We start from the raw sequence: 23,688 nt of genomic DNA on the forward strand, positions 1-23,688 counted from the left end.
GAAGACCGGGAAGACCGCCGGCATGATTGAAGCAAGCATCACCGAGAACGAGCGGAAGGCCAAGCCGATGAAGGCGGCGACGAAGACGATCTCAACCGTGAGGCCGCGGTTCAGTTTCTCGATCATGCCGGCGCTGTTATGGGCCGCAATGACGGCAAGCCCGGTGACGGCGATCTGATAGCCCGGGTGGGCGGCGCGTACGGCATTGAGATTCTTGTCGAGCGCGTTGACAACGGGAAGCAGCTGGCTCGAATCGATATCGGGCAGGCGGCCTTCGACGACGACGGCGTCCTGTTTCTCCGAGATGAAGCGTTCGACCAGATATTTCGGCAGATAGCCGACATATTGGCGCAAGGTCTCGACATCGCTCTTGCCGACCTTCTGGGCGAGCCAGCGGCGCAACGTTTCAAGCGACCAGACATTGCCGACGCCGGCCTGCTTTTCGACAATCGAATGAACCGCTGCGATCGTCGCCAAAGTCTGCGGCGAATAGAGCGATTGTCCGGGCGGGAATTCGATCAGCACGTCGACGGGCTGGGCGCCGGTCAGCTTAGCGTCGAGTTCGCGGTTGGCCTGCACGGCCTTCTGCTTGTCGGGGACCTGATCGGCGAGATGGTAGCGCGGCTGCAAATTGGCGTAGATCGTGCCGAGGCCGACGACGACGATGAGGCCAAGCAGGCTGTAGAGCGCCGGCCGGGTCACCATCCGTGCGGCGATCCAGCCGCAAAAGCGCCGCAGCGCATCGACCGCCATGTCGGCGCCCTTCATGCGCGCGACGAAGGCCGCCTCGCGGCGCACCAGGAACATACCGAGCAGGGGGATGACGGTCAGCACCGAGACGAGCGCGATCAGCGTCGCGATGATCCCGGCTTCACCGAAGCTGCGGATCAAATCCGAGTTCGAGAACGTCAGCGCAACGAAGGAGAGGCCGGCGGTCGCATGGGTGAGGACGCAAGCCGGCCCGACGATGTAGATCGCCGTGCGTAGCGCATCGGCCTTGCTGTCGCCGTTGATGATGCGATCGCGCGTCGCAAAGGTGAGCTGCATCGAATCGGAAAAACTGATCACCATGATGAGCGGCGTCATCACGTTGAGGAACATGTTGAGGCGGAAATCGAGCCAGCCCAGCGCCCCGAGCGCAAGCAGGATGGCGAGCAGCGGCGGCGCTGCCGCAATGATCATGAAGGAGATGCGGCGGAAGAACAGGATGGCGATAAGGCAGCCGCCGAGAAAGCCGAGCGCGTTATAAACAATCCGGTCACGCTCGACGGCATTGCGGATTTCGAGCTGCATCACCGGCACGCCGGACAGTTCGGCGGAGAGGCCGGAGCCGGCGAGGTCCTCTGTCATGGTCTTGCGGATTTCGCCGACGACGTCGCGCAGCTTGTTGCTCTCGACGACGGCCGGATCGAGCGCCAGCACCGCCAAGGTGAGCTTGCCGTCGAGCGACAGCAGTTTGCCGCGCAAAATCTCGTTGCTCATCACCTTCTTGATGAGCTGCTCATAGGCTGCGCCTTCCGGCAGAGGCTCGGGGAAAAGCGGGGCCGGCAGATGGTTGCCTTCCGGCGGTTGGCGGGCAGAATAGAGCGAGATGATGCCGCGGGTGCCGTCGATCAATTGCAGATCGGTGACGAGGTCGCGAAGCTTGCTCAGATTGTCCCGCGCCAGCAGATTGTCGCCTTCGATGACGACCAGCACGTCAAATTCGCTGGACGGAAACCGCTTCGTCACGTCCTCATATTGATGGAATTCGGGCGTATTGGAGCGGAACAATTGGCTGAGCGAATCATCGACCTTGATGCGGCCGATGCCGAAGGTCGCGAGAATCGCCGCGACGATCAGGACGGCCGCCACAAGATAGGGAAAGCGCAGCGAGATGAGTCCCATCCGCTCGATCCCATAGGCCAGCGGATGCAGATTGCGGCCGGCGCCGGTGGCCGGGGGCTGTTTCAGGAGCGTATCCAGATCTTCGCTTGGCAGGGTCTCTCTCCGCGGCAATCCGTAAGCTACATCAATGTTATCGCAAAGGCGCCGCCAGCCCGCGCCACACGCAGAAACACCTGTGCAGAAACGCCGGTGATTGTGGCGTAGGTGTGAAGGCCGCACGCGGACTTGTAAAGCGCCGCCAGGTTTTTTCCTGAGGACGCTTTTCGGTACGGATAGCGAAACGGCCGCGTATGGAGAGGGGCGTCCGGCCGGATTTGCGGCGCACTCCTGCAACTTATGGTAGGAGAAGGCGTTTCGTCGATCTTGCCTCGCAGGCGGGAAGGCTTAAATTGTGTGGCAGCAATTGAGCGGGCCAGTGAAATGACGTTTGTGGATGCTTTGGACGTGCCCGGCCGCAAGACCGGCCAGATTAAACTGCATGGGCCTGAGGCTTTTGAGGGCATGCGCAAGGCCGGCCGACTCACGGCCGAAGCCCTCGATATGCTCGCCCCTTACGTCAAGCCGGGCGTGACGACCGAGTTTCTCGACAGTTTGGTCTTCGATTTCGCCATCGCGCACAAGGCCTATCCGGCGCCGCTCGATTATCGCGGCTATCGCAAGTCGATCTGCACATCGATCAATCACGTCGTCTGTCATGGCATCCCCGACCGTAAGCCGCTGCGCGAGGGCGACATCGTCAATATCGACGTGACCCTGATCGTCGACGGCTGGCATGGTGATTCGAGCCGCATGTATCTCGTCGGCGAGGTTTCCCGCCGGGCGCAGCGTCTCGTCGAAGTGACCTACGAGGCGATGATGCGCGGCATTGCCGCCGTGAAGCCGGGCGCGACGACCGGCGATATCGGCGCCGCAATTCAGGATTTCGCCGAGGCCGAACGCTGTTCGGTGGTGCGCGATTTCTGCGGTCACGGGCTTGGCCGGCTGTTCCACGACGAGCCGAATATCCTGCATTACGGCCGGCGCGGCGAGGGCGTCGTGCTGAAGCCTGGCATGTTCTTCACGATCGAGCCGATGATCAACCTCGGCCGGCCGCATGTGAAAATTCTTTCGGATGGCTGGACCGCGGTGACCCGCGATCGTTCGATGTCGGCGCAGTTCGAACACACGATCGGCGTGACCGAGAGCGGCTACGAAAATTTCACGCTGTCGCCGAAGGGGCTGCATCATCCGCCGTATGATCTGCCGGCGGCCGCGGCGTGACGAAGCCCGCCGTAGCCGTCGCCGAAGAGCCGCAGCATTATCTTGGCCATCGCGAGCGGCTGCGGGCGCGCTTCTTAAAAGGCGGCGGCGAGGCGCTGGCGGATTACGAACTTCTCGAGCTCGTGCTGTTCCGCGCCATCCCACGGCGCGACGTGAAGCCCTTGGCCAAGACGCTGCTGGCCCGGTTCGGTTCGTTTGCGGAGGTCGTTTCGGCGCGGCCGGAGCGGCTGCGCGAGATCGATGGCCTGGGCGAGGCGGCGATCACCGAGTTGAAGATCGTTGCCGAAGCGGTCAAGCGCTTCGCCAAGATCAGGGTCGAAAGCCGACCGGCCATGGGCAGTTTCAGCGCGGTGCTCGACTATTGCCGCACCGCCATGGCCTATCTCGACCGCGAGGAGTTCCGCATCCTCTTTCTGGACAAGAAAAACCTCTTGATCGCCGACGAGGTGCAGGCGACCGGCACCATCGATCACGCGCCGGTCTACCCGCGCGAGATCATGCGCCGCGCCTTCGAACTCAATGCGACGGCCATCATCCTCATTCACAATCACCCGTCGGGCGATCCGTCGCCGTCGCAGGCCGACATTCAATTGACCCGGCAGATCGTATCGCTCGGCAAATCCCTGAACGTCGCCGTACATGATCATTTGATCATCGCGCGGGAGGGCTTTGCCAGTTTCAAGGGGCTGCAGCTTATTTGATTCAAAAGCGACCGGAGCACGCGTGAGTCGTGGGGACGAAAGGCGTTTTGGAAATCTGTGCAATCTCCAAGACTAAGTTAACCCCCCCGGAGTAGGCTCGTGTGCTGACATCGCCAGAGCTGCGCCGATTGTTCTCGACGCAGCGTTGCCGGAGCGGGGCCGGATCATGCCGTTTGGAATTAGGATGCCTTCCGGTTTTTTGACTAAGCTGAAGGTGACGATCGGCGAACTCGATCTGCCGGCCCTCCAGCTCTGGGTCCTCGCCAATTTCGTGACGCTGATGCTGATGCTGATCCTCGGCATCCGCCTTGGCGTCCAGCTCCTCACCACCCACGCCTCGTTTTTTTCGCTCGCCTTTCTGACCGCCGCCTTCGCGGCAAACGTTTGGTTGATCTTGGGCATCGTCGTCGTCCGCTTCGTCATGGGCTGGATGGCCTATCGCGTGCTCGACGGGCTGCGCAGCAGCGAGGCGCGGGCCCGCAAGGTCGCCGGGCGCGACGTGCTCTCGGGCTTGCCCAATCGCTTTCTGTTCAACGAGCTGGTCGATGCGGAAGCCGCCCGTTGCAAACGCGGCCGCCATCAGTTCGCGCTTTTCTATCTCGATCTCGATCACTTCAAGCAGGCGAACGACACATTCGGCCATGACGTCGGCGACAAACTGATCGTCGCAGTGACGCGGCGGCTCGCCCAGGTGCTGCGCGCCTGCGATCATTTTGCCAGATTAGGCGGCGACGAATTCGCTTTGATACAGGCCGATGTCACCGAGCCGCGCGACTGCGCCCGGCTCGCGCAGCGCATCCTCGACGCCATGAGCATGCCGTTCGAAATCCGCGGCCAGCAGATTTTCATCGGCGTTTCGATCGGCATCTCGCTCTGCCCGCAGAATGCAACCGACCGCCAGGAGCTGATGCGGCTCGCCGATCTCGCCCTCTATCGTTCAAAACAAGCCGGCCGCAACCGCTTCGCTTTTTTCGAAGCCAAAATGGGCGAGGAATTGCGGCTGCGCCAGAGCGCGGAAGATGAATTGCGCGCGGCGATCGAAAACAACGAGCTTGAACTTTTCTATCAGCCGATTGTCGGGGCGACGGATGGCAAGATCGTCTGCGTCGAGGCCTTGGCGCGCTGGCAACACAAGACCTACGGCCTTCTCTCCGCCGACAGTTTCATCCCTCTGGCGGAAGAGCGCGGCCTTATCGTCCTGCTCGGCGAATGGGCCCTGCGCCGCGCCTGTGCCGACGCCAGCCACTGGCCGGGTGTGAAAGTCGCCATCAATGTCTCGCCGATCCAGTTTCGCCAGAAGGATTTCGTCGCCTCCGTCAATCGCATCCTCGCCGAGACCGGCATCGAAGCGCAGCGCGTCGAGCTTGAACTGACCGAAGGTGTGATCATTGCCGACGCCGACCTCGCCGAACATTCGATGATCGATCTGCGGGCGCTTGGGGTCCATATGGTGCTCGACGATTTCGGCACGGGCTATTCGAGCCTGATCTATTTGCGCCGCTTCGCCTTCGATAAGATCAAGATCGACCGGTCCTTCCTCGAATCGATGGAGTTCTCGGGCGAGAGCGCGATCATCGTGCGCTCGATCGTCGATCTCGGCCGCTCGCTCGGCCTCGTCGTGACCGCCGAAGGCATCGAGACGGAGGAGCAGGCGCGCTTCCTGCGCTCGATCGGCTGCGACGAGTTGCAGGGCTTCTTGTTCGCCCGGCCGATGACGGCGGCCGAGATTGGCTTGCGGCTAGCCGATGAAGCCGCGCAAAACCTGCGGCTATCCTCGACCCGCTCGGTGGCCTGACCCGATCAGTGGAGGCGGAATTCCGGCCCGAAGCTGCGAATTTCGGCTGGCTTGATCAGCGTCGAATGGCCGATGCGCACGCTGTAAAGCGGGCCATCGAGCTTCTCCCGCCAAAAGGTCAGGAATTTCATCAGCGTCGGAAATTCCGGCGCGAGATCGTAATCCTGCCAGAGGAAACTTTGCAGAACCAGCGGATGGTCTGGCATGCGATAGAGGATTTCGGCCGTCGTCAGGCCGTAGCCCGACAATTGTTTCGCAAATGCGCTTGAGACTTGCGCCTGACCGCTGTCGCCCTGTCCTGCCATCCTGTGAACCCTCCTTTGGAAGGCTGGCGAATCGGCCGTCATCCAGCCGCCGTAATGGTTAATTCCACGCTCAAATAGTTAACGAATTTTTGACGTCGCGGTTGAGCCGTAAAAGCCACAGGACCAAAAAAATCGGCGGCCGAAGCCGCCGATTTCGTCGTTTCGAGGCTCGATCAGTGATGACCGCCGTGGCCGCCGCCGTGGAAGCCGCCACCGTGGAAGCCGCCACCGTGGAAGCCGCCGCCGTGGAAGCCACCGCCATGCCAGCCACCACCGCCATGCCAGCCACCGCCATGCCAGCCGCCGCCATGCCAACCGCCGCCATGCCAGCCGCCGCCATGCCAACCACCGCCATGCCAGCCGCCGCCATGCCAGCCACCGCCATGCCAGCCGTGCCAGCCATAACCGCCGCCCCAGCCAAAGCCGCTGCGCCACGCATAGCCGCACCAATACCAGCCCGGGCCGTGCCAGCCGTCGGGATACCAGCAATAATTGTAGCCGCCCCAGAAGTACTGCGTCTTCTCGATGGCAGCGAGGCCGTCGGCTGAGCGTTCAACAGCCGACTGGCCGGTGACCGGCGCAGCCTGTGCAACCGGAACCATTGCACTCGCGGCCAAAGCCGTCGCCGTCAGACTTGAAAGAAGTAAACGCACCTCGGTCTCCTCTAACCTAGAATGTCATAAGCGGCCGTGAAAGTCGCCGGCAGACTATCTCGTTGCGTCAAGTGCGATTGAATTCGCAATCAAATTTGGCCGATCAAACGGGAATTTGGCCAGTCAGATTTGATAAGACGGATGCACCCGCATAGTTTTGAGGCTGCATCCGACGGTCTGAACGCTAGATGAATTCTTCATAGCTACTGTGCGCGAAAACACGGTGACAATTAACGCCGTTTACGCGAACTCGAAGCAACGCATTTAAATAGGAATGGTTCCCGTGCGAGAATGTTCTATTCTTGCCGGATAAATTTCGCCCGCGCCCTCGCATGAGACCCATGACGCAGATGGACTTTCGATCGATCTATGGCCAAGGCTTCGCACGCGTTGCGGCATGTACGACCGTGTGTCATCTCGCCGACCCCGCCGCAAACGCCGAGACGATCCTCGCTCTCCTCGCCGAGGTCGATGCAAAGTCAGCCGCGCTCGCGGTCTTTCCCGAACTCGCTTTGTCGGGCTATGCGATCGACGATCTCTTGCTGCAAGACGCACTGCATGAAGCCGTCGTGCGCGGCGTCGATCGGCTCGTCACGGCCTCCGTCGATCTGATGCCGCTCATCCTCGTCGGCGCACCGCTGCGCCAGGCGGGGCGGCTCTATAATTGCGCGCTGGCGATTCACCGCGGCCGGCTGCTCGGTGTCGTGCCGAAGGTTCATCTGCCGAATTATCGCGAGTTCTACGAGCGTCGCCATTTCGCCTCCGGCGCGGCGACGGATGGTGGCGAGATCACGATCGGCCGCCACAGCGCGCCGTTCGGGCCCGATCTTCTCTTCGTCGCGGACGATATCGCCGGCCTCGTCGTGCATGCGGAGATCTGCGAGGATCTTTGGGTGCCTGTGCCGCCGTCCTCGCTTGCCGCGCTCGCCGGCGCCACCGTGCTCGCCAACCTTTCGGCGAGCAACATTACGATCGGCAAGGCCGAAACGCGGCGGTTGCTCGTCCAATCGCAATCCGAGCGGTGTTTTGCAGCCTATCTTTATTCGGCGGCGGGCAAAGGCGAATCAACGACCGACCTCGCCTGGGACGGTCAGACGATCATCGCCGAGAATGGCGCGATCCTTGCCGAATCGCCGCGCTTCGCCGATGCCGCGCAGTTCGCCCTCGCCGACATCGATCTCGAACGGCTGGCGCAAGAGCGATTGCGGCAGGGTTCGTTCGACGACAATCGCCGCGCCGCGGGCGTCGAGAGCGAGGATTTTCGGCGCGTCCCTTTTCGTCTCGCGCCGCCCAAGGGCAATATCGGCTTTGAGCGCATGATCGCGCGCTTTCCTTTCGTTCCCGCCGATCGCGCGCGCCTGGCACAGGATTGCTACGAGGCCTATAACATCCAGGTCAGCGCGCTTGAGCAGCGCCTTGCGGCCACGAAGATTGACAAGGTCGTCATCGGCATTTCTGGCGGCCTCGATTCGACCCATGCGTTGATCGTCGCCGCCAAGGCGATGGACCGTCTCGGCAAGCCGCGCAGCAATATTCTCGCGTTCACCATGCCGGGCCTGGCGACAAGCGAGGCGACCAAAAGCAATGCCTTTGCGTTGATGAAAGCGCTCGGCGTCACCGGCAAGGAGCTCGACATCAGCGAAACCGCGCGACTGATGTTGACCAACATCGGCCACCCCTATGGCGCCGGCAAAAACGTCTTCGACGTGACCTTCGAAAATGTCCAGGCCGGCCTGCGCACGGACTATCTGTTCCGTCTCGCCAATCTGCATGGCGGCCTGGTGCTCGGCACCGGCGATCTCTCGGAATTGGCGCTGGGCTGGGCCACCTATGGCGTCGGCGACCAGATGTCCCATTACGCGATCAATGCCGGCGTCCCCAAAACGCTGATCCAATATCTCATCCGGTGGTGCATTGTGACCCAACAATTCGCCCCCGAGGTTCTCGCGACCCTCGATGCCGTTTTGCAGACTGAGATCACGCCGGAGCTTGTGCCGGCCGGCGCCGGCGGTGCTGTGCAAAGCACGGAGGCGGTGATCGGCCCTTACGAGCTGCAGGATTTCAATCTTTTCTACGTCCTGCGTCATGGCTTCCGGCCGGCGAAGATCGCTTTCCTGGCCGAGGCCGCTTGGGCCGATGCCGCGAAGGGCGAATGGCCGCAGGATTTCCCGCAAGACCGGCGGCACGCCTATGACATCGGCCAAATCCGCCATTGGCTCGACGTTTTCGTGCGGCGTTTTTTCGGCTTCAGCCAATTCAAACGCTCGGCGCTGCCGAATGGACCGAAGGTCGTCGCCGGTGGCTCGCTGTCACCGCGCAGCGATTGGCGCGCGCCTTCCGACGGCAATGCGCGAATATGGCTGGACGATCTCGACAAGGTCCCGAAGGCATAAGCGCCGCCGCTACTGTTCCGTAACATATTGATTTTATTAGAATATTTCTAACGTTCCATGCGCGCTTCGGCGATCCAGCCAGACCGGCCTGTGAAAATTTTCCGCACCGGCTTTCGGACATTCGGCATCGCGGTCTCTTGCGGCGTTCAACCAGCGAGCTAGTCTAGTCTCTACGCGCCCGCGAATGTTAGGCCTGACGCGGCGCATGCGGGAGTGAGCGGCAATGACCGAGACCATCATTGATGGTGACGCTTTCAATGTCGTCGTCGAAGGCGCGGCGAATGCACCGGCGATCTTGCTGGCGCATTCGCTCGGAACCAATCTTCATGCCTTCGATCGGCAGATCGCGGCGCTGGCGCCGCATTTCCGGCTGGTGCGCTTCGACGCGCGGGGCCATGGCGGCAGCCGGGTCAGCGAAGGACCTTATACGATCGACCAGCTTGGCAAGGACGCGCTGGCGATCCTCGATGCGCTGGACATCGACAAGGCGCATTTCGTCGGTCTCGCGGCCGGCGGGCTTCTCGGCCTCTGGTTGCTGCGCCATGCACCCGAGCGGATCGACCGGGCGGTGCTTGCCAATATCGCGGCGCAGATCGGCAGTCCCGATTTTTGGGACGAGCGCATTCGCGTGGTGAAGGAGAAGGGCACCGAGGCGGTAGCCCCGGCGCTGGTCGAAAATTGGTTCACCCGCGGCTATCGCGCCCAACATCCCGAAGAGGTGGAGCGTTTCGAACAGGCGCTCGCCGCTATGAGCGCCGAGGGCTATGCCGGGCTGGCGGCGGCTGTCCGCGATGCCAATTTTCGCGAGGATCTCCACGCGATCAAGCATCCCGTGCTGGTCGTTGTCGGCAAGCACGATCCGATGACGCCGCCGGGCGTCGGAGCCTTGGTCGGCAGCGCCATTCCGGGTGCCAAGACGGTGGCGCTGGAGGCGGCGCATCTGTCCCCCGTTGAGGCCGCGGAAGCCTTTAACGATGCGGTGCTCGAATTCTTGCTCGGCGCCGCCGAGATGGCGGAGTCCGAAGCTCCGAGCGCAGAGGCCCCGGCGGAGCCGCCGCCGAAGAAGCCCCGCAAGCCGCGCGCGCCCAAGCCCAAGCCCCAGCCCGCGCCGGCTGCGACGCATGAGCCGCTCGTGCCTCGCGAGCCTGCGCCGGCCGCAGCGCCGAAGCCGCGCCCACGCCCGGCGCCGAAACCGAAAGCCGAAGAACGAAAAGCGCCTGAACCGGCACCGGCGGCGCAGCCGGCCCGCAAGTCAGCTGCCAAGAAGACCGCCAAGAAAACCGCCAAGAAGCCAGCGCGCAAGGCCGCGGTGAAGAAGCGTGCAGTTAAAAAGGCGGCGGTCAAGAAGACGGCGCGTAAACTCGTCGTCAAAAAGCGCGTCGCGCGCAAAGCCCCCATCAAGAAGAGCCCGGCGCGCAAAGCGGCGGTGAAACGGCGTCCGGTGAAGAAGGCTGTCAAAAAGCCGCTGCGCAAAACCGCCGCGAAGAAAGCTTCCCGTAAGCTGGCGAAACGTCCGGTCAGGAAGGCGGCTGCCAAAAAGACCGGCCGCCGCAACGCCGGGCGGCGGCGCTAGCGGCCGAGATCGACGGCCGTGGTCATGACGAGGCTTGCAATCGCGCGAGGATCGGGCGCAGCCGCGCGATGATGATTTCGCGCATGTTGGCGATGTCGAAGAAATAGACGAAGAGACTGTAGATCAGCAGCCCGGCGACGACCTGTCCGAAGAGCGTCAAAAAGCCGGGATTGTGCTGGCGCAGCGGCAAGAGCGCGGCGGCCATGGCGGCGGTCGCGAGCGCGGTGAGCGCGAGGTCGCGCAGGCGCGGCCATTGCGGCTTGGAAAAGCTTGCCATTACGATGAGCGCGACAAGCGCGGCGATATAGGCGCCGGTCTGGGCGATGGCGAGGCTCGAGGCGTCGGGATTCTTCGGCAGGACGATGATCAGCAGCGGATCGACGATGCAGGCAATGACCGCCGCGGCGATCAGGGGCGCGGTGCGCTTGGCAATCTGGAAGATCGGACTGATGCCGAACAGGATCAGCGCCGAGCTGAAAAGGCCCGCCATCATCAGCGTCAGGAGCTTGGCAAACGGGCCGCGGTAGGCGACCGGCACGATGACGTGTTCGATCGAGGGCAGGGTGAGCCAGATACCGGTGCAGGCCGGCAGGACGACGGCGATGACGATCGCCATATTGCGCGCCACCTGGTCCTTGGCCTTGCTCGGGCCGTGCTGATCGTGCAGCGCAACGGCAATCTGGAAGAGCACGACATCGAGCGTCGAGCCGATGGCCTGGATCGCCTTGCTGCCGAGGTCGTAGGCGAGCGAAAACTGTCCCGTCTCGGAGAAACCGTAGAGCGTCGCGACGATGGCCCGGTTGGCCAGGGGGATCGAGAGATAGAGCACATTGGCGAGAACGATCGGCAGCGAATAGGCGAAGATCGATCTGGCGATGGCGAAACTCGCGTGCTGGCGTGTGACGCCGTGGTCGCGCAGCGCTGCGCGGGCGGTGATGATGGCGCCCGATATGCTAATGATGCTGCCGATGAGCGCCATTTTGGCGGAGCCGAAGAGGAAGGCGCCGCCGCCGGTCAGCAGCAGAGCGAGTGCATTCTTGACCAGGACCAGCCGCGTATAGAGCCGGTCGTGGAAGCGGGCGCGAACCAGCGCGGTATTATAGTCGAAGACGCCGTTCGAGACGGCGGCGATCAACGCCAGCGCGATCAGCCCGTTCGAGAGCGTGAAATGCACGCCCGAGAGGAACATCAGGCTCGCCGCTACGCCCATCGACAGCGCGATGATGATGAACGCCGTGTCGAGCGTCGCCCGCAGCGCCGGGTCCTCGGTGCGCACGCGTTCTGAATAGAACCGCGTCGCGCCGAGGCGCAGACAGTCGAAAAAGGCGCATTGCACCGCGATCGCCACGGCGAAGGCCAGCGCGAACCGGCCATACTCCGCCGGCCCAAGAAACTTCGCCACCAGCAGGCCGATGGCGAAATTGCAGAGGATGTTGAAGAAAAAGGCGGCGAGAACCCTCATGCCGGCGGCTCAGCGGCTGGCGAGGGGGATGCCGCGGGCGGTGCGGGCGCGGAAATGGTCGGGGCTCGGCATGGTCGTTCGAAGGTTGATCCGTCCTAGACGATTTCTCTTGTGAATATGTTGCCGGCTGGGCGGGACAATGGCGGCGCTTGGCGCGGCGCCGGGCTCATTCCTCGCCTTATCGTCTCACGCGGCTTTGATAAAGCCGCCTTTCCCGGACCCGGCTTTCGGTCTAGGAACGCCCATGGCCAATGACGTGACACTCTCGGCAGCCGCGGCGGCGGGGCTGCTCTCCTTTCTCAGCCCTTGCGTCCTGCCGCTCGTTCCGCCCTATCTCACCTTCATCGCCGGCACGACGATCGAAGATGTGGCGACGGAAAAAGTCGCCCGCGCCCGGCGCGATGTCTTTCTCGCCGCGCTCTTGTTTGTCTTCGGCTTCTCGACGGTTTTCGTGGCTCTGGGCGCCACCGCCTCTTTCTTCGGCGAGGTTCTGCGCGCGCACATCGCCACTTTGTCGCTATTGGCGGGCCTCGCCATCATCGCCATGGGGTTGCATTTCCTTGGCGCCTTTCGACTTGGGCTGCTTTATCGGGAAAAACGGATCGATGTGCAAAAGCCGCTCGGCCTCTGGGGCGCCTATGTCATGGGCCTCGCCTTCGCCTTCGGCTGGACGCCCTGTATCGGGCCGATTCTGGCTGCCATTCTGGCGATCGCCGCTACGGAAGCCACCGCGGCCCGCGGCGCCGGGCTTCTGGCGGTCTATTCGCTCGGGCTCGGCATTCCGTTTTTGCTGGCGGCGGCGGCGCTCGGCCCCTTCCTTGGATTTCTGAAAAAGTTCCGTGCCCATTTCGGCACGGTCGAGCGGGTCGTCGGCGTCCTGCTGATCGCGACGGGCATCGCCTTCCTCACCGGCACGATGCAGAACCTGTCCTTCTGGCTTCTGCAGGCCTTTCCGGGACTCGCCAAGATCGGTTGATCCAAGATCGGCAGATGCAGAAATGACGGATCACGGCGTCAGAGCGCCATATTCGAGCTCATCTTCATAGCCGCGCTTCCAGATAAAGATCGCATAGTCCGGCCGCGTGACATCGCCCTTCGCGTCATAGGTCAGCGTGCCGAGAACGGTTGCGAACGGGCGGCCCGAATGGATCGTCTTGCTGATCGCGGCCGCGTCGAACTTGCCCGCCGCTTGTGCAGCCTCGGCAAGCACTTGCACGGCCGCATAAGCGTAGAGCGTGAAGACTTCCGGATCGATATTGCGGGCGCGAAATTCCTTGACGACCGCTGCCGCGGCTGGCCGCTGGCGCGGGTCGGGCGGGAAGGTCATCAGCGTGCCTTCGACGGCGCCGCCGCCGGCCAGTGCGAATTCATCCGAGGCGATGGCATCGCTGCCGATCAGCACCGCCTGCACGCCTTCGCTGCGCATCTCTTTCACAAGCAAGCCCGCATCGGTGCCATCGCCGCCCCAAAAGACGAAATCGGCGGCTGAATTTTTGATCCGACCGACGAGCTTGCCGTAATCCTTCGTCCCCTTGTCGATGCCGGCATAAAGCACATCCGCAATGCCGGCTTTGGCGAGCCTCGCGCGCAGATCGTCGGCGAGCCCTTTGCCGTAAGCCGTATTGTCGTAAAGGATCGCGATCCTTTTGCCGGCCTGCGCTTCCAGGAATTTGGCGGCGACGGCGCTCTGCTGATCGTCACGCCCACAGGTACGAAACATCAGATCGAGGCCGCGTTCGGTGATCTGCGGATTGGTCGCAGAGGGCGTGATGTCGAGAATGCCGTGGTTGGCATAGATCTCCGACGCGGCCAGCGTGATGCTCGAATAAAAATGTCCGACGACGAAGGAGATCTTCTCCGCGACGAAGCGGTTGGCGAGGGAAACTCCCTGCTTCAGGTCGCCGCGATCGTCACCCGCCACAATTGCGAGTCTCTGGCCGAGGACGCCGCCCTTGGCGTTGAGATCGGCAACTGCCTGTTCGACGCCCTGGCGCAATTGCGTGCCGAACACGGCGTCTGGCCCGCTGAGCGGTGCCGCGAGCCCGATTCTGACTTCGGCCCGCCCCGGTCCGGCGACAAGGGCGAACGCCAACAGCAGACATAAGCCCCGCATTTCCGCCGTCCTCCGCCAAGCTTTGCTTATTGATTTTGATTTACTATTTATCCGAAGCCGGCTCGGCTGTCTGCCATTCCCGAGGACGGGTCCGTCGGCGACGAGATTTTATGAGCGCATTGATCAACGAGACATTTTCCGTCGCGCCGGAGCGCTTTCGCGAGGCGATGAGCCGTGTCGGCTCGGCGGTTCACATCGTGACGACCGGCGGCCCGGCGGGTTTAGCCGGAGTGACCGCCAGCGCCGTCACCTCGGTCACCGCCGAGCCGCCAACGATCCTTTTTTGCCTCAACAAAACATCGCGGGCGGCGCCGCTGCTCATCGAGAACGGGGTGTTCTGCATCAACACGCTGGCGAGTGCGCACCAAGAGCTTTCCGATATTTTCGCCGGCCGCACCGAACATACGCTGGAGGAGCGCTTCGCCGCCGCGACCTGGGGCAAGCTTGCGACTGGCGCCCCAGTGCTCACCTCGGCGCTCGCTGCGTTCGATTGCCGGCTCGTCGAGGCCAAGGAAATGTCGACGCATCTGATCCTGATCGGCCTGGTCCAGGCCGTCGAGGTCGCGCCGAAGACCGAGGCGCTGCTCTATATGCACCGCAGCTATCAGCAGATTTGATACTTATTCCCGCGAAAATAACTCGCGCCCGGGGCCGAAGATTTTTGCCGGACCGGCAAGGCGGCCGGCGCGGCTGCGCGGGCGGCTGCGGGTGCGGCGCTTCACGCGGGCCGAGCGACGCAGCCGGCGGATGCCGTGCGTCTCCGGCTCGGCGCCGATTGCCTCGTCGAGCAAGGCGGGCTTGGCAAAAAACCGCGCCCAATTACTCCATTGATCGATCAGTGTGGAAATATCGACGGCACGCGACAAGGTGACCGAAAGATCGGCATCGGCATGGTCGAGGCTCAGGCGATAGAAGCGGCGCTCAAGCCGATCCTCGCGCGCAAGCACCACGCCGCGATAGGCTTCGATCGGCACCGCCAGGCGCATTTTCACGCCGCGCAGCGCCCGATCGATGCGGATGCCGCGGGGGCTCAACCGCACAATCCGCATGCCGCCATCGGCACGCTCATCGGGCTCGTGATAGGCGAGGGCTTCCGGGTTGCGATCGAGCTTCGGCATGAAATTTTTCCCTGCTTGGCCGCGGTTTCCCGCGGGCTTACCGGAAAGTCTGCCGGAAGATCACTGAAAGAGAGAGTAAAATACTGATTTAAATAATAGTTTCTGTGTTCATGCTTGCGTATGCCTTGGCCAGAAAAGCGCAATTTTAATGAAAAGCTCACACCCCCTGCCTACATTCAAAAAGGCGCGGCGGTCTTTGCCTGAGGCGGCCTGAAATTTGCTGCCTTTTCCCGCAAAGATTGCAGCGTCGCGGGCCTTCGACGCGACCATGAGCGTTCGTGCGGCGGCGCGTCCTCTAGGTTGGGCTTCAGACATGAATGCGCCGGTTCTGAACAGGGCTATAAGCGGAACTCGCGGCGCGGCCGAGGTTATGCCTCACTGGCGGATTGGGGATTTGGAAAGACTGTCGTATGACCATGCTCTTGTCGGCGCGCTGACCGAGACCGCCCAAGCCGCAGGTGACGTCGCGCGCGATTATTTTCGTCCCGGCGAAAAAACCCGCGCCGGCGTTCAGAAGAAAGCGGACGGCTCGCTCGTCACGGAAGCCGATCTCGCGGTCAATCTTTTCCTCGAAGAGCGCCTGCGCGCACTTTTGCCCGAGGCGGGTTGGCTTTCGGAAGAATCCGCCGATCTGCCGGGACGGCTCGACCGCGACATTGTCCTCGTCGTCGATCCAATCGATGGGACGCGCAGCTTCGCGACGGGCAATCCGGTTTGGGCGGTGTCGATTGCGCTTGTGCATAACCACCGCCCGGTGATCGGCATTGTCCACGCCCCGGCGCTCAACGAAACCTATGTCGCGGTCAGGGATGGCGGCGCGCGGCTCAATGCTCGGCCGATCGCGGTCTCGGAGCGCCAGCACTTCGACGCTGCGGCGCGCGTCGGCGGTCCGTCCGGCTTTGCGCAGCGCTTGCGCAACACCGGCGTCGAATTCGAATTGACCGCGAAAATCCCCTCGCTCGCCGTCCGTGTCGCCAAAGTCGCGTCTGGCGCGCTTGATGCGGCGCTCATTTCGGCCAATGCGCATGATTGGGATGTCGCGGCCTGCGATCTCATCGTCACCGAGGCCGGCGGCCGGCTGATCAATCTGCGCGGCCGCCAACTGCTCTACAACCGCGTTCACACGCTGCACGGCGAATTGATCGCCGGACCGGCGCCTTTGCTCGCGCAATTCACGGCGGCGGTCGGGTTGGCTGCAACCCCCTGAGCTTTTGACCTTGCCTGTTTTTTGCTAGAGCACCGTCGTAGCGGTCATTTCATCGACGGACGTTTCATGTCGGACAAGCAACTTCTTCATCTCGTCTTCGGCGGCGAACTCGTCGATCTCGACGGCACCGAATTCCGCGATCTCGACGCGATCGATATCGTCGGCATTTTTCCGGATTATCAATCCGCCTATAAAGCTTGGAAGGCGCGTTCCCAGGCGAGCGTCGACAATGCCCATATGCGCTATTTCATTGCCCATCTGCACCGTTTACTGGAGCCGACCGAGCCGAAAAGCTGAGGCTGCACTGTTTGCCTCCGGATCGGCGTCGCGACATCAAATGTTCGTCTCGGCAGGGCACAAAGCGCCGCAAACGGGCCGGCGTGCAGGCTCCCGCCGCAAAAATCTCGTAGTATGTTTGCAACCTCAAGGAGCTTGATTGGGGCTGAACCGGCTGTTCATGTGGGCTGGTCGGTGCGCCTCTTTGAATCATCCGGCCATCTCGTCTCTTGATCAGAGCTCTTCCGATTTTGCCTCTTTATCGGGCCGCGAGCGTGGCTTTCGCGCCGCTCAGTCCGGCGGTCCTCTATTGCCGGCGCAAATGGCGCCACGACGAGGATGAGCGGCTTGGCGAAAGGCTTGGCTGGCCGAGCCAGCCGCGGCCGGACGGGCCCTTGGCTTGGCTGCACGGCGCCAGCGTCGGCGAGAGCTTGGCGCTCTTGCCGCTGATCGAGCGGCTTTCCGCCCGCGGCTTCGCCATTCTCGTCTCAACCGGCACGAGTTCGGCAGCTGCCGTGATCGCGCCGCGATTACCGGCCGGTGCGCTGCATCAATTTCTGCCCCTCGATGTGCCGCAATTCCTCGCCCGCTTCCTCGATCATTGGCGGCCAAATCTCGCCCTCGTGGCGGATTGCGAGATCTGGCCCAATCTGTTTCTCGCCATCAAGCGCCGCAGCATTCCGCTGCTGCTGATCAATGCGCGGATTTCGCAACGTTCGTTTCGGCGCTGGCGCTGGTTTCCGCATGTCATCGCAGCTTTGCTCGATGCGGTCGATCTTTGCCTGGCGCAAAGCGAGGCCGACGCCGAACGTTTCGCCCTGCTTGGCGTGCGTCACGTCAAAGTCGCCGGCAATCTTCGCTATGACGTGATCGCGCCGCCGGCCGACCGGCAAAGCCTCGCATCATTTGCCGCGCGCGTCGGGTCGCGGCCGGTCTGGGTGGCCGCATCGACGCATCGTGGCGAGGAAGAAATCCTGCTCACGGCGCATCAGATGTTGGCGCAGATCGTCCCCGATCTCTTGACCGTTATCGTGCCGCGACACGCCAGGCGCGGTGCCGCGATCGCCGCCCTTGCCGCATCGCGCGGATTGGTGGCGGCGCGGCGATCGACCGAAACCGACGACTTTTTGCCGGAAATCTATATCGCCGACACGACTGGCGAACTGGGGCTCTTCTACCGCCTGGGGGGCATTGTGTTTTTGGGCAAGTCTCTGGCGGAGGCGCTGGGGGGCGGGCAAAACCCGATCGAGGCCGCCAAGCTCGGCTGTGCCATTTTGCATGGTCCGAATGTCGGCAATTTCACCGAAGTTTATAGCGCGCTCGATAGCGCCCGCGGCGCGGTGACGGTGGCCGATGCCGATACGATCGCCCGCGTCGTGGCGATCCTTCTCGCCGATGCCGGCAAGCTGCGGCTGATGGCGCGCGCGGCGAGCGAGACGGTCAAGGGTCTCGGCGGTGCCTGCGACCGCATCATGAGCGCGATCGAGCCGCATATCGCGCAGCTCTCTATCGAGAGCCCTTATTGGCAGCCCTAGGTCGCTCGCGGCTATTTTGCCGGTTTGATGCCCATGCGCTGCAATTTGGCTTGATAGCTCGCGTAGGGTTCCTGCAGATCGACATTCCAGTAGCGCAGGTCTTCCAGCGGAATCGGCACACCGGTGACCGCACAGCGCACGAACGTGCCCGGGCGCAGAATGCGAATATCGCCATCGAGATATTCAATTTCCGCTTCGCCGGCGGAGAGGGGTTGGCGTTCGTAGCGGTTCATCGGCAGCGGGGTGGGTGGGCTATCGAATGAAAATAGCCCAGCCGCGCCGGAAATTCCACTGAGACGGGACCGGTCGGCGGCAAGATTTCGCGATTTGCCTTATCGGACCGCAAAAGAGGACGCGGGTTTTCGGTCAAATCCGGCGCGAAAGCCTTCGCGAAAGCCTTAAAGGCGCCGGAGGCCGGCCCCTAGCGCCCGACGAAGAGGCGCGAGGCCAGGATGTCAGGGAGCCCGGCGGCGCGGATTTTCCGGGCCGCCTCGGCGACATTATAGGCCACCCGGACGAAGGTCAGGCGATCGGCCCCATCGTCATAGAGCGCATAGGCCGCGGCGGGATTCTCGTCGCGCGGCTGGCCGACCGAGCCGAGCACGGCCAGCCATTTGGCGTGCCCCGCCAGGGAAATCGGCACGCCCGCGGCGGGGACCGCGGCGCTTGGCAAGCCGTAAGCCCCGGTGTGATAGAGCTGCGGGCGGTGGACATGGCCGCAGAAGACCAGCCGGTTCGTGGTTGCCCGCATGGATCGCTGCGCTTCGATCGAGCTCGTGACATAGGTCCAGCGTTTCGGCTCGGCCGCGTCCGCATGGACGAAAAGCGCGTCGCCCGATGCGGAAGTCAATGGCAGGGCGGCGAGAAAACTCTGCCGCCCCTTGTCCAGCCGCCGGCGCGTCCAGTCGATCGAGGCCCGAGCGATATCGTTCATATTGTCGCAGCCGCTCAAGACCGCCGCATCATGATTGCCGAGAATGACGATCGCACCGGCATTCTGTTTTTCGGCGATCACGTCGACGACATAGGCGGGGTCGGCGCCGTAGCCGACGAGATCGCCAAGAAAAACCAATCGGTCGGCGCCGCGATTTTTTGCGTCGGCGAGGCAGGCATCGAGCGCTTCGCGATTGCCGTGAATGTCGGCAAAGAGGGCGAAGGCGGTCAAAACAGCGAACCCTGCGCCGTCTTCCGCGGCGGCCGCACGACCTTGGCCGGCGCGGCTTTCGCCGGCGCGTCGCCGGCGGTTGCGCCGCGATGGCCATCGGCGAATTCGAGGTCGAGCCGGGCGCCGTCGGCGACGTCCGCGGCGCGATGCAACGGCCGGCCGTCGCTGTCGCGGACCAAAGCGAAGCCGCGCGCCAGCACCTGCCGATAGCCCAGCGAGGCAAGAAGCTGGCTTTGCGAGGCGAGCCTCTGGCTCCGCCGTTCCAGTGTCGCGGCCAGGGCGCGGCGCAGACGCAAGTGAAAACCCTCCAGGCGCCCCTGCGCCGCTACGGTCTTGTGTTTCTCTAGCCGCGCGCGTCCGGCCAAAGCGGTGCCAAGACGCACGCGCAAATGCATCAGCCGGTCCCGCCGCGCTGCGCCCGTCATGGCCGGCGCGCGTTGCAGCCGGTGGTCCAGTGCTTCGAGCTTTTGCGCGATGCGGCCTAATTTGGCTTGCGGCGACTGCGTGGCGAGCCGATGCGCCAGGCGCGCCAGCGCTATATGCCGGCGGTCGAAGGCGCCGGCGATGACTGTGCCGAGCCGTGTGTCAAGTTGATCGAAATTCTGGCGCGGGCCGGCGAGTACGACGTCGCCGCGCGGCAAGGCGCGGGTGAGGGCGCGCCAATCGGAACGCTGCTGAGCGAGAAAGCGCAGGGCCGCGGCCGCATGTCTGCGGCTCAAATCGCCGAGCGCCAGCAGAAGTTCGCTGCGCACCGGCACGGCCTTTTCCGCCGCGCCGGTCGGCGTAGGGGCGCGCAGATCGGCGACATGGTCGAGCAGCGTCCAATCGGTTTCGTGGCCGATGGCGGAAATGAGCGGAATGAGGCTCGCCGCCGCGGCGCGCACGACGATTTCTTCGTTGAAGCCCCATAGATCTTCGAGCGAGCCACCGCCGCGCGCGACGATGATGACATCCGGCCGCGACAGGCCGGCGCCGGGCAGCGCGTTCAGCCCTTCGATCGCAGCGGCGACTTCGGCCGCGCAGGTTTCGCCTTGCACCCGCACCGGCCAGATGAGCACATGCCGCGGAAAGCGGTCGGCGATGCGATGCAGAATGTCGCGGATTACCGCCCCGGTCGGCGAGGTGACGACGCCGATCGTCATCGGCAGATAAGGAATGAGCTGCTTGCGCGCGGCGTCGAAGAGACCTTCCGCGGCGAGCTTGCGGCGGCGCTCCTCAAGCAGCGCCATCAGGGCGCCGAGGCCGGCGGGCTCCAGACTGTCGACGACGATCTGATAGGCCGACTTGCCGGGATAGGTCGTGACCTTCCCCGATGCGATGACCTCGAGGCCTTCCTCGGGCTTCACCTTCAAGCGCGCCAGCGTGCTTTTCCAGATCACGGCATCGATGCGCGCCGTCTGGTCCTTCAGGCAGAAATAAGCGTGGCCGGAGGAATGCGGACCGCGATAATTCGAAATCTCGCCGCGCAAGCGGACGAAGCCGAAATTGTCTTCAATCGTGCGCTTCAGCGCCCCGGCGAGTTCGCCGACCGTGAATTCGGGCGCATTGGTGGTATTTGTCGCCATTTTGCAAAGATGGCGGCTTGGGCGGCGAAAGGGAAGGGCGTGCGCTCTCCGTCTCCCCAGTAACCTTGATGCGCTTGAACCTTGACGCACTTGAACCTTGACGCGCCTGGCACGGCGGGCCATGCCGCCATGCGATGGAGCTAGAATGCCGCCAATACGCGATCTGATCACACCGCTCGGCGGCATCCTGCTTGCCTTCGTTGCCGGCTCCGTCGATACCGCCACATTCCTGCAGGTCTACGAGCTTTTTTCGGCCCATATCACCGGCAATTTCGTCGTCTTTGCCATTGCGCTGGTGCATGGCGTCCGCGGCGTCGATTGGCTGAAGCTCATCGCGCTCCCGGTCTTCTTCATGGGCGTGCCGTTGGCGGCCTTCGTCTACGATCGCTCGCGGCACAAAATCCGCGTCGTCTTCGCCTTGGAAGCTCTGCTGCTTGCCGCTGCCGGCGGCCTCGAATTGCTGTTGCAGACGCACGCCTATGATGGTTGGCTGGCGATGCTGCTCGTGTTGGCGATGGCGGTGCAGAATGCCGCGCATCAAGTCGAACCGGGTCTCGGCGCGACGTCGGCGGTGATGACGACCAATGCCGCGAAACTCTTCGTGGCTTTGTGGCGCAGGTTCAGTCCGCCGCCGCCCGGGGAGGCGACGGTCAAAGCCAACGGTATCGCCGCCCGCATGGCCTGCTTCGCGCTCGGCTGTATTGTATCGGCCTTTGCGACGCATGATTTCGGCTTGGCGTCGGTCTTGCTCCCTGCCGGAATCGTTGTGCTTGTCGCGGCATTTTATCGACGATAGCCAGATCGAACAGGAGTTTCATGCCGGCCTCGCCAGAACATTATTCGCCCGAGCACTATAAAAGCGTCCTGCTGTTTCTCGGCACTGCTGCGATTATCGCGCCGGTCTTCCGCCGATTGCGGCTCAGTCCGGTCCTCGGCTTTCTTGCGGCCGGCTTCTGCCTTGGACCTTACGGTCTCGGCGCGCTGGCGCAGCGCGGCACGCTGCCGTCCTGGGTCTCGCATATCACGCTCGACAATCTCGACGAGATCGGCCCCGCGGCCGAATTCGGCGTCGTGTTTCTGCTCTTCATGATCGGTCTCGAATTGAGTTTCGAGCGGCTGGTGCATTTGCGCCGGCTGGTCTTCGGTTTTGGCGCGGTCCAGGTCTTCGGCGCGGCGCTGGTTCTCGGCGGCATCGCCCTCGTCGAGCACCATACGCTCGCCTCGGCCGTCATTCTCGGCCTTGCGCTCGCTATGTCCTCGACAGCCATCGTCCTACCGGTTCTCGCCGACCGCAAGCGGCTCGGCACGTCGGCGGGACGTACGATCTTCTCGGTCCTGCTGTTTCAGGACTTAATGGTCGCGCCCTTGCTGTTTCTGGTGACGATCCTCGGCGCGCATCACGATAAATTCGACGTGGTGCTTCTTTATACCGTCCTGCCGGCCTGTCTCGGGCTCGGTGGCGTGGTACTCGCCGGGCGGCTGATTTTGCGGCCTTTGTTTCATCTCGTCGCCTCGGCGGGCGCGCCTGAATTTTTCATGGCCGCCTGTCTCTTCGTCGTCGTCGGCACGGGCGTCATCTCGGCCGCGAGCGGCCTCTCGATGGGATTGGGCGCGCTGATCGCCGGCCTGCTGTTGGCCGAGACGGAATATCGCCGCCAGATCGAAGTCACGATCGAACCGTTTCAAGGCCTGCTCCTCGGCCTCTTCTTTCTCTCGGTCGGCGCGAGTCTCGATCTGTCGCTGATCTTCTCGGCGCCGCTGCGCACTTTGGGGCTCGCGGCGGCGTTCATTCTCGTCAAGGCGGTCACCGTCTATGCCGCCGGGCGGCTGTTCCGCCTCGGCCGCAATGTCGCATTGGAAACGGCGCTGATGCTGGCGCCGGGCGGCGAATTTGCCCTGGTGGTGATCGGCAGCGCCATTGCGAGCCGCGCGCTTGGCAGCCAGATCGGCAGCGATGCTTTGGTCGCGGTCACCTTATCGATGTTCGTCATCCCTTTGATGGGAACGATCGTCGGCCTGCTGCCGCGGCCAAAGCCCGAGGTCGATGCCGACCTCGGCCGCTTGCCCGTGCCGGCGGAGGATGCGTCGGGCAAAGCGATCATCGTCGGCTACGGCCGCGTCGGCCAATTGGTCGGCGAGATGCTCAACGCCCATGCGATCAATTTCCTCGCGATCGAAACCAACGCCGGCCTCGTCCGGCAGTTCCGCCAAAGCGGCATCGACATCTACTGGGGCAATGCGGCGCGGCCGGAATTCCTGGCCCGTTGCGGCATCGAGAAGGCGCGGGCGTTGATCGTCACGATCGGCGCCACGCAGAGTTCGAGCGAGATCGTCGCCGCCGCGCGGCAGGTCAACAAGGACCTGACCATCGTCGCGCGTGCCCGCGATGCGGACCACGCCCGCGAGCTTTACGAACTTGGTGTCACCGACGCGGTGCCCGAGACGGTCGAAGCGAGCCTGCAATTGTCGGAAGCGGCTCTGGTCGATATAGGCATACCGATGGGCCTGGTGATCGCCTCGATCCATGCCAAGCGCGACGATTATCGCAAGGCTTTGCAGCCCGCGGTTGCGGCAATCGCGCGTGAATTCGGTGCGCGCCGGCATCGCCGCCTGCACGATCGTTGAAGCCTTAGAGGGGGATGCGAAAAAGTGTCCGCGGTTTTTCGCGACAATCCCGCTC

The 23,688-nt window shown here is 63.3% G+C and carries 20 protein-coding genes and 1 pseudogene; 12 read left to right on the top strand and 9 right to left on the bottom strand.

Going from position 1 to position 23,688, the window contains the following annotated elements; translation table 11 throughout:
- A partial coding sequence (locus Q0025_RS11105) for an MMPL family transporter (RefSeq protein ID WP_297299083.1) occupies positions 1-1,965 on the bottom strand: 1,965 nt, incomplete at its 3' end.
- 342 nt (positions 1,966-2,307) lie between these two features.
- Between Q0025_RS11105 and map the strand changes: the two genes are divergently transcribed.
- From map to Q0025_RS11120, 3 genes are all read left to right on the top strand, one after another.
- Positions 2,308-3,147 carry a type I methionyl aminopeptidase gene (gene map / locus Q0025_RS11110; RefSeq protein ID WP_297299019.1) on the top strand — a complete coding sequence of 280 codons (840 nt, stop codon included), beginning with the start codon at positions 2,308-2,310 and terminating at the stop codon, positions 3,145-3,147.
- On the top strand, positions 3,144-3,848 hold the full coding sequence (radC, locus tag Q0025_RS11115) for a DNA repair protein RadC (protein WP_297299021.1): 705 nt from the start codon (positions 3,144-3,146) through the stop codon (positions 3,846-3,848). Before map ends, radC begins: the two co-directional genes overlap by 4 nt.
- Positions 3,849-4,032: 184 nt before the next feature.
- Positions 4,033-5,643 (top strand): EAL domain-containing protein, encoded by a 1,611-nt coding sequence (locus Q0025_RS11120; protein WP_297299024.1) that lies wholly within the window; start codon positions 4,033-4,035, stop codon positions 5,641-5,643.
- A 5-nt stretch (positions 5,644-5,648) separates the two neighbouring features.
- On the opposite strand, the gene Q0025_RS11125 is transcribed toward Q0025_RS11120, so the two are convergent.
- Both Q0025_RS11125 and Q0025_RS11130 read right to left on the bottom strand, forming a co-directional pair.
- Positions 5,649-5,948 (bottom strand): usg protein, encoded by a 300-nt coding sequence (locus tag Q0025_RS11125; protein ID WP_297299026.1) that lies wholly within the window; start codon positions 5,946-5,948, stop codon positions 5,649-5,651.
- A gap of 173 nt (positions 5,949-6,121) precedes the next feature.
- Entirely contained in the window at positions 6,122-6,601 is a 480-nt protein-coding gene (locus Q0025_RS11130) for a hypothetical protein (RefSeq protein WP_297299029.1), read from the bottom strand.
- A 350-nt stretch (positions 6,602-6,951) separates the two neighbouring features.
- Between Q0025_RS11130 and Q0025_RS11135 the strand changes: the two genes are divergently transcribed.
- Positions 6,952-8,994, top strand: coding sequence for an NAD(+) synthase (locus Q0025_RS11135; protein WP_297299085.1), 2,043 nt, complete (start codon positions 6,952-6,954; stop codon positions 8,992-8,994).
- A gap of 223 nt (positions 8,995-9,217) precedes the next feature.
- Entirely contained in the window at positions 9,218-10,567 is a 1,350-nt protein-coding gene (gene pcaD, locus Q0025_RS11140) for a 3-oxoadipate enol-lactonase (protein ID WP_297299031.1), read from the top strand.
- A 22-nt stretch (positions 10,568-10,589) separates the two neighbouring features.
- Here the strand turns inward: pcaD and Q0025_RS11145 are convergent, their stop codons facing one another.
- The gene (locus Q0025_RS11145) at positions 10,590-12,029 is read right to left on the bottom strand and encodes an oligosaccharide flippase family protein (protein ID WP_297299033.1); all 1,440 of its coding nucleotides are present in this window, start codon (positions 12,027-12,029) and stop codon (positions 10,590-10,592) included.
- A 244-nt stretch (positions 12,030-12,273) separates the two neighbouring features.
- Between Q0025_RS11145 and Q0025_RS11150 the strand changes: the two genes are divergently transcribed.
- Positions 12,274-13,005, top strand: a complete 732-nt coding sequence (locus Q0025_RS11150) for a cytochrome c biogenesis protein CcdA (RefSeq protein ID WP_297299035.1) — start codon at positions 12,274-12,276, stop codon at positions 13,003-13,005.
- A 30-nt stretch (positions 13,006-13,035) separates the two neighbouring features.
- On the opposite strand, the gene Q0025_RS11155 is transcribed toward Q0025_RS11150, so the two are convergent.
- The gene (locus tag Q0025_RS11155; RefSeq protein ID WP_297299038.1) at positions 13,036-14,142 is read right to left on the bottom strand and encodes a branched-chain amino acid ABC transporter substrate-binding protein; all 1,107 of its coding nucleotides are present in this window, start codon (positions 14,140-14,142) and stop codon (positions 13,036-13,038) included.
- Positions 14,143-14,252: 110 nt separating this feature from the next.
- On the opposite strand from Q0025_RS11155, the gene Q0025_RS11160 reads away from it, so the two are divergent.
- The gene (locus tag Q0025_RS11160) at positions 14,253-14,759 is read left to right on the top strand and encodes a flavin reductase (protein WP_297299041.1); all 507 of its coding nucleotides are present in this window, start codon (positions 14,253-14,255) and stop codon (positions 14,757-14,759) included.
- A 3-nt stretch (positions 14,760-14,762) separates the two neighbouring features.
- Here Q0025_RS11160 and Q0025_RS11165 read toward each other — a convergent pair.
- Positions 14,763-15,263, bottom strand: a pseudogene (locus Q0025_RS11165) (DUF6101 family protein); the annotation flags it as partial.
- 391 nt (positions 15,264-15,654) lie between these two features.
- Here Q0025_RS11165 and Q0025_RS11170 point away from each other — a divergent pair.
- From Q0025_RS11170 to Q0025_RS11180, 3 genes are all read left to right on the top strand, one after another.
- On the top strand, positions 15,655-16,467 hold the full coding sequence (locus tag Q0025_RS11170; RefSeq protein ID WP_297299042.1) for a 3'(2'),5'-bisphosphate nucleotidase CysQ: 813 nt from the start codon (positions 15,655-15,657) through the stop codon (positions 16,465-16,467).
- Positions 16,468-16,533: 66 nt separating this feature from the next.
- Positions 16,534-16,764, top strand: coding sequence for a DUF4170 domain-containing protein (locus Q0025_RS11175; RefSeq protein WP_297299044.1), 231 nt, complete (start codon positions 16,534-16,536; stop codon positions 16,762-16,764).
- Between the two features lie 254 nt (positions 16,765-17,018).
- A complete protein-coding gene (locus Q0025_RS11180; protein WP_297299046.1) occupies positions 17,019-18,278 on the top strand; it encodes a 3-deoxy-D-manno-octulosonic acid transferase in 1,260 nt (419 codons plus the stop codon).
- A gap of 11 nt (positions 18,279-18,289) precedes the next feature.
- On the opposite strand, the gene Q0025_RS11185 is transcribed toward Q0025_RS11180, so the two are convergent.
- From Q0025_RS11185 to xseA, 3 genes are all read right to left on the bottom strand, one after another.
- Complete coding sequence (locus Q0025_RS11185; RefSeq protein ID WP_297299048.1) at positions 18,290-18,511, bottom strand: DUF2093 domain-containing protein; 222 nt, start codon at positions 18,509-18,511, stop codon at positions 18,290-18,292.
- 188 nt (positions 18,512-18,699) lie between these two features.
- Positions 18,700-19,443, bottom strand: a complete 744-nt coding sequence (locus Q0025_RS11190) for a metallophosphoesterase family protein (protein WP_297299050.1) — start codon at positions 19,441-19,443, stop codon at positions 18,700-18,702.
- A complete protein-coding gene (gene xseA, locus Q0025_RS11195) occupies positions 19,440-21,008 on the bottom strand; it encodes an exodeoxyribonuclease VII large subunit (RefSeq protein WP_297299051.1) in 1,569 nt (522 codons plus the stop codon). The genes Q0025_RS11190 and xseA overlap by 4 nt, the downstream gene beginning before the upstream one ends.
- A gap of 145 nt (positions 21,009-21,153) precedes the next feature.
- On the opposite strand from xseA, the gene Q0025_RS11200 reads away from it, so the two are divergent.
- Together Q0025_RS11200 and Q0025_RS11205 are read left to right on the top strand one after the other, a co-directional pair.
- Positions 21,154-21,804 carry a YoaK family protein gene (locus Q0025_RS11200; RefSeq protein ID WP_297299053.1) on the top strand — a complete coding sequence of 217 codons (651 nt, stop codon included), beginning with the start codon at positions 21,154-21,156 and terminating at the stop codon, positions 21,802-21,804.
- A 20-nt stretch (positions 21,805-21,824) separates the two neighbouring features.
- Complete coding sequence (locus Q0025_RS11205) at positions 21,825-23,633, top strand: cation:proton antiporter (protein ID WP_297299055.1); 1,809 nt, start codon at positions 21,825-21,827, stop codon at positions 23,631-23,633.
- The last annotated feature ends 55 nt before the right edge of the window (positions 23,634-23,688 follow it).

It is taken from the genome of uncultured Methylovirgula sp., assembly GCF_947646745.1.
In the GTDB taxonomy this organism is placed as follows: domain Bacteria; phylum Pseudomonadota; class Alphaproteobacteria; order Rhizobiales; family Beijerinckiaceae; genus Methylovirgula.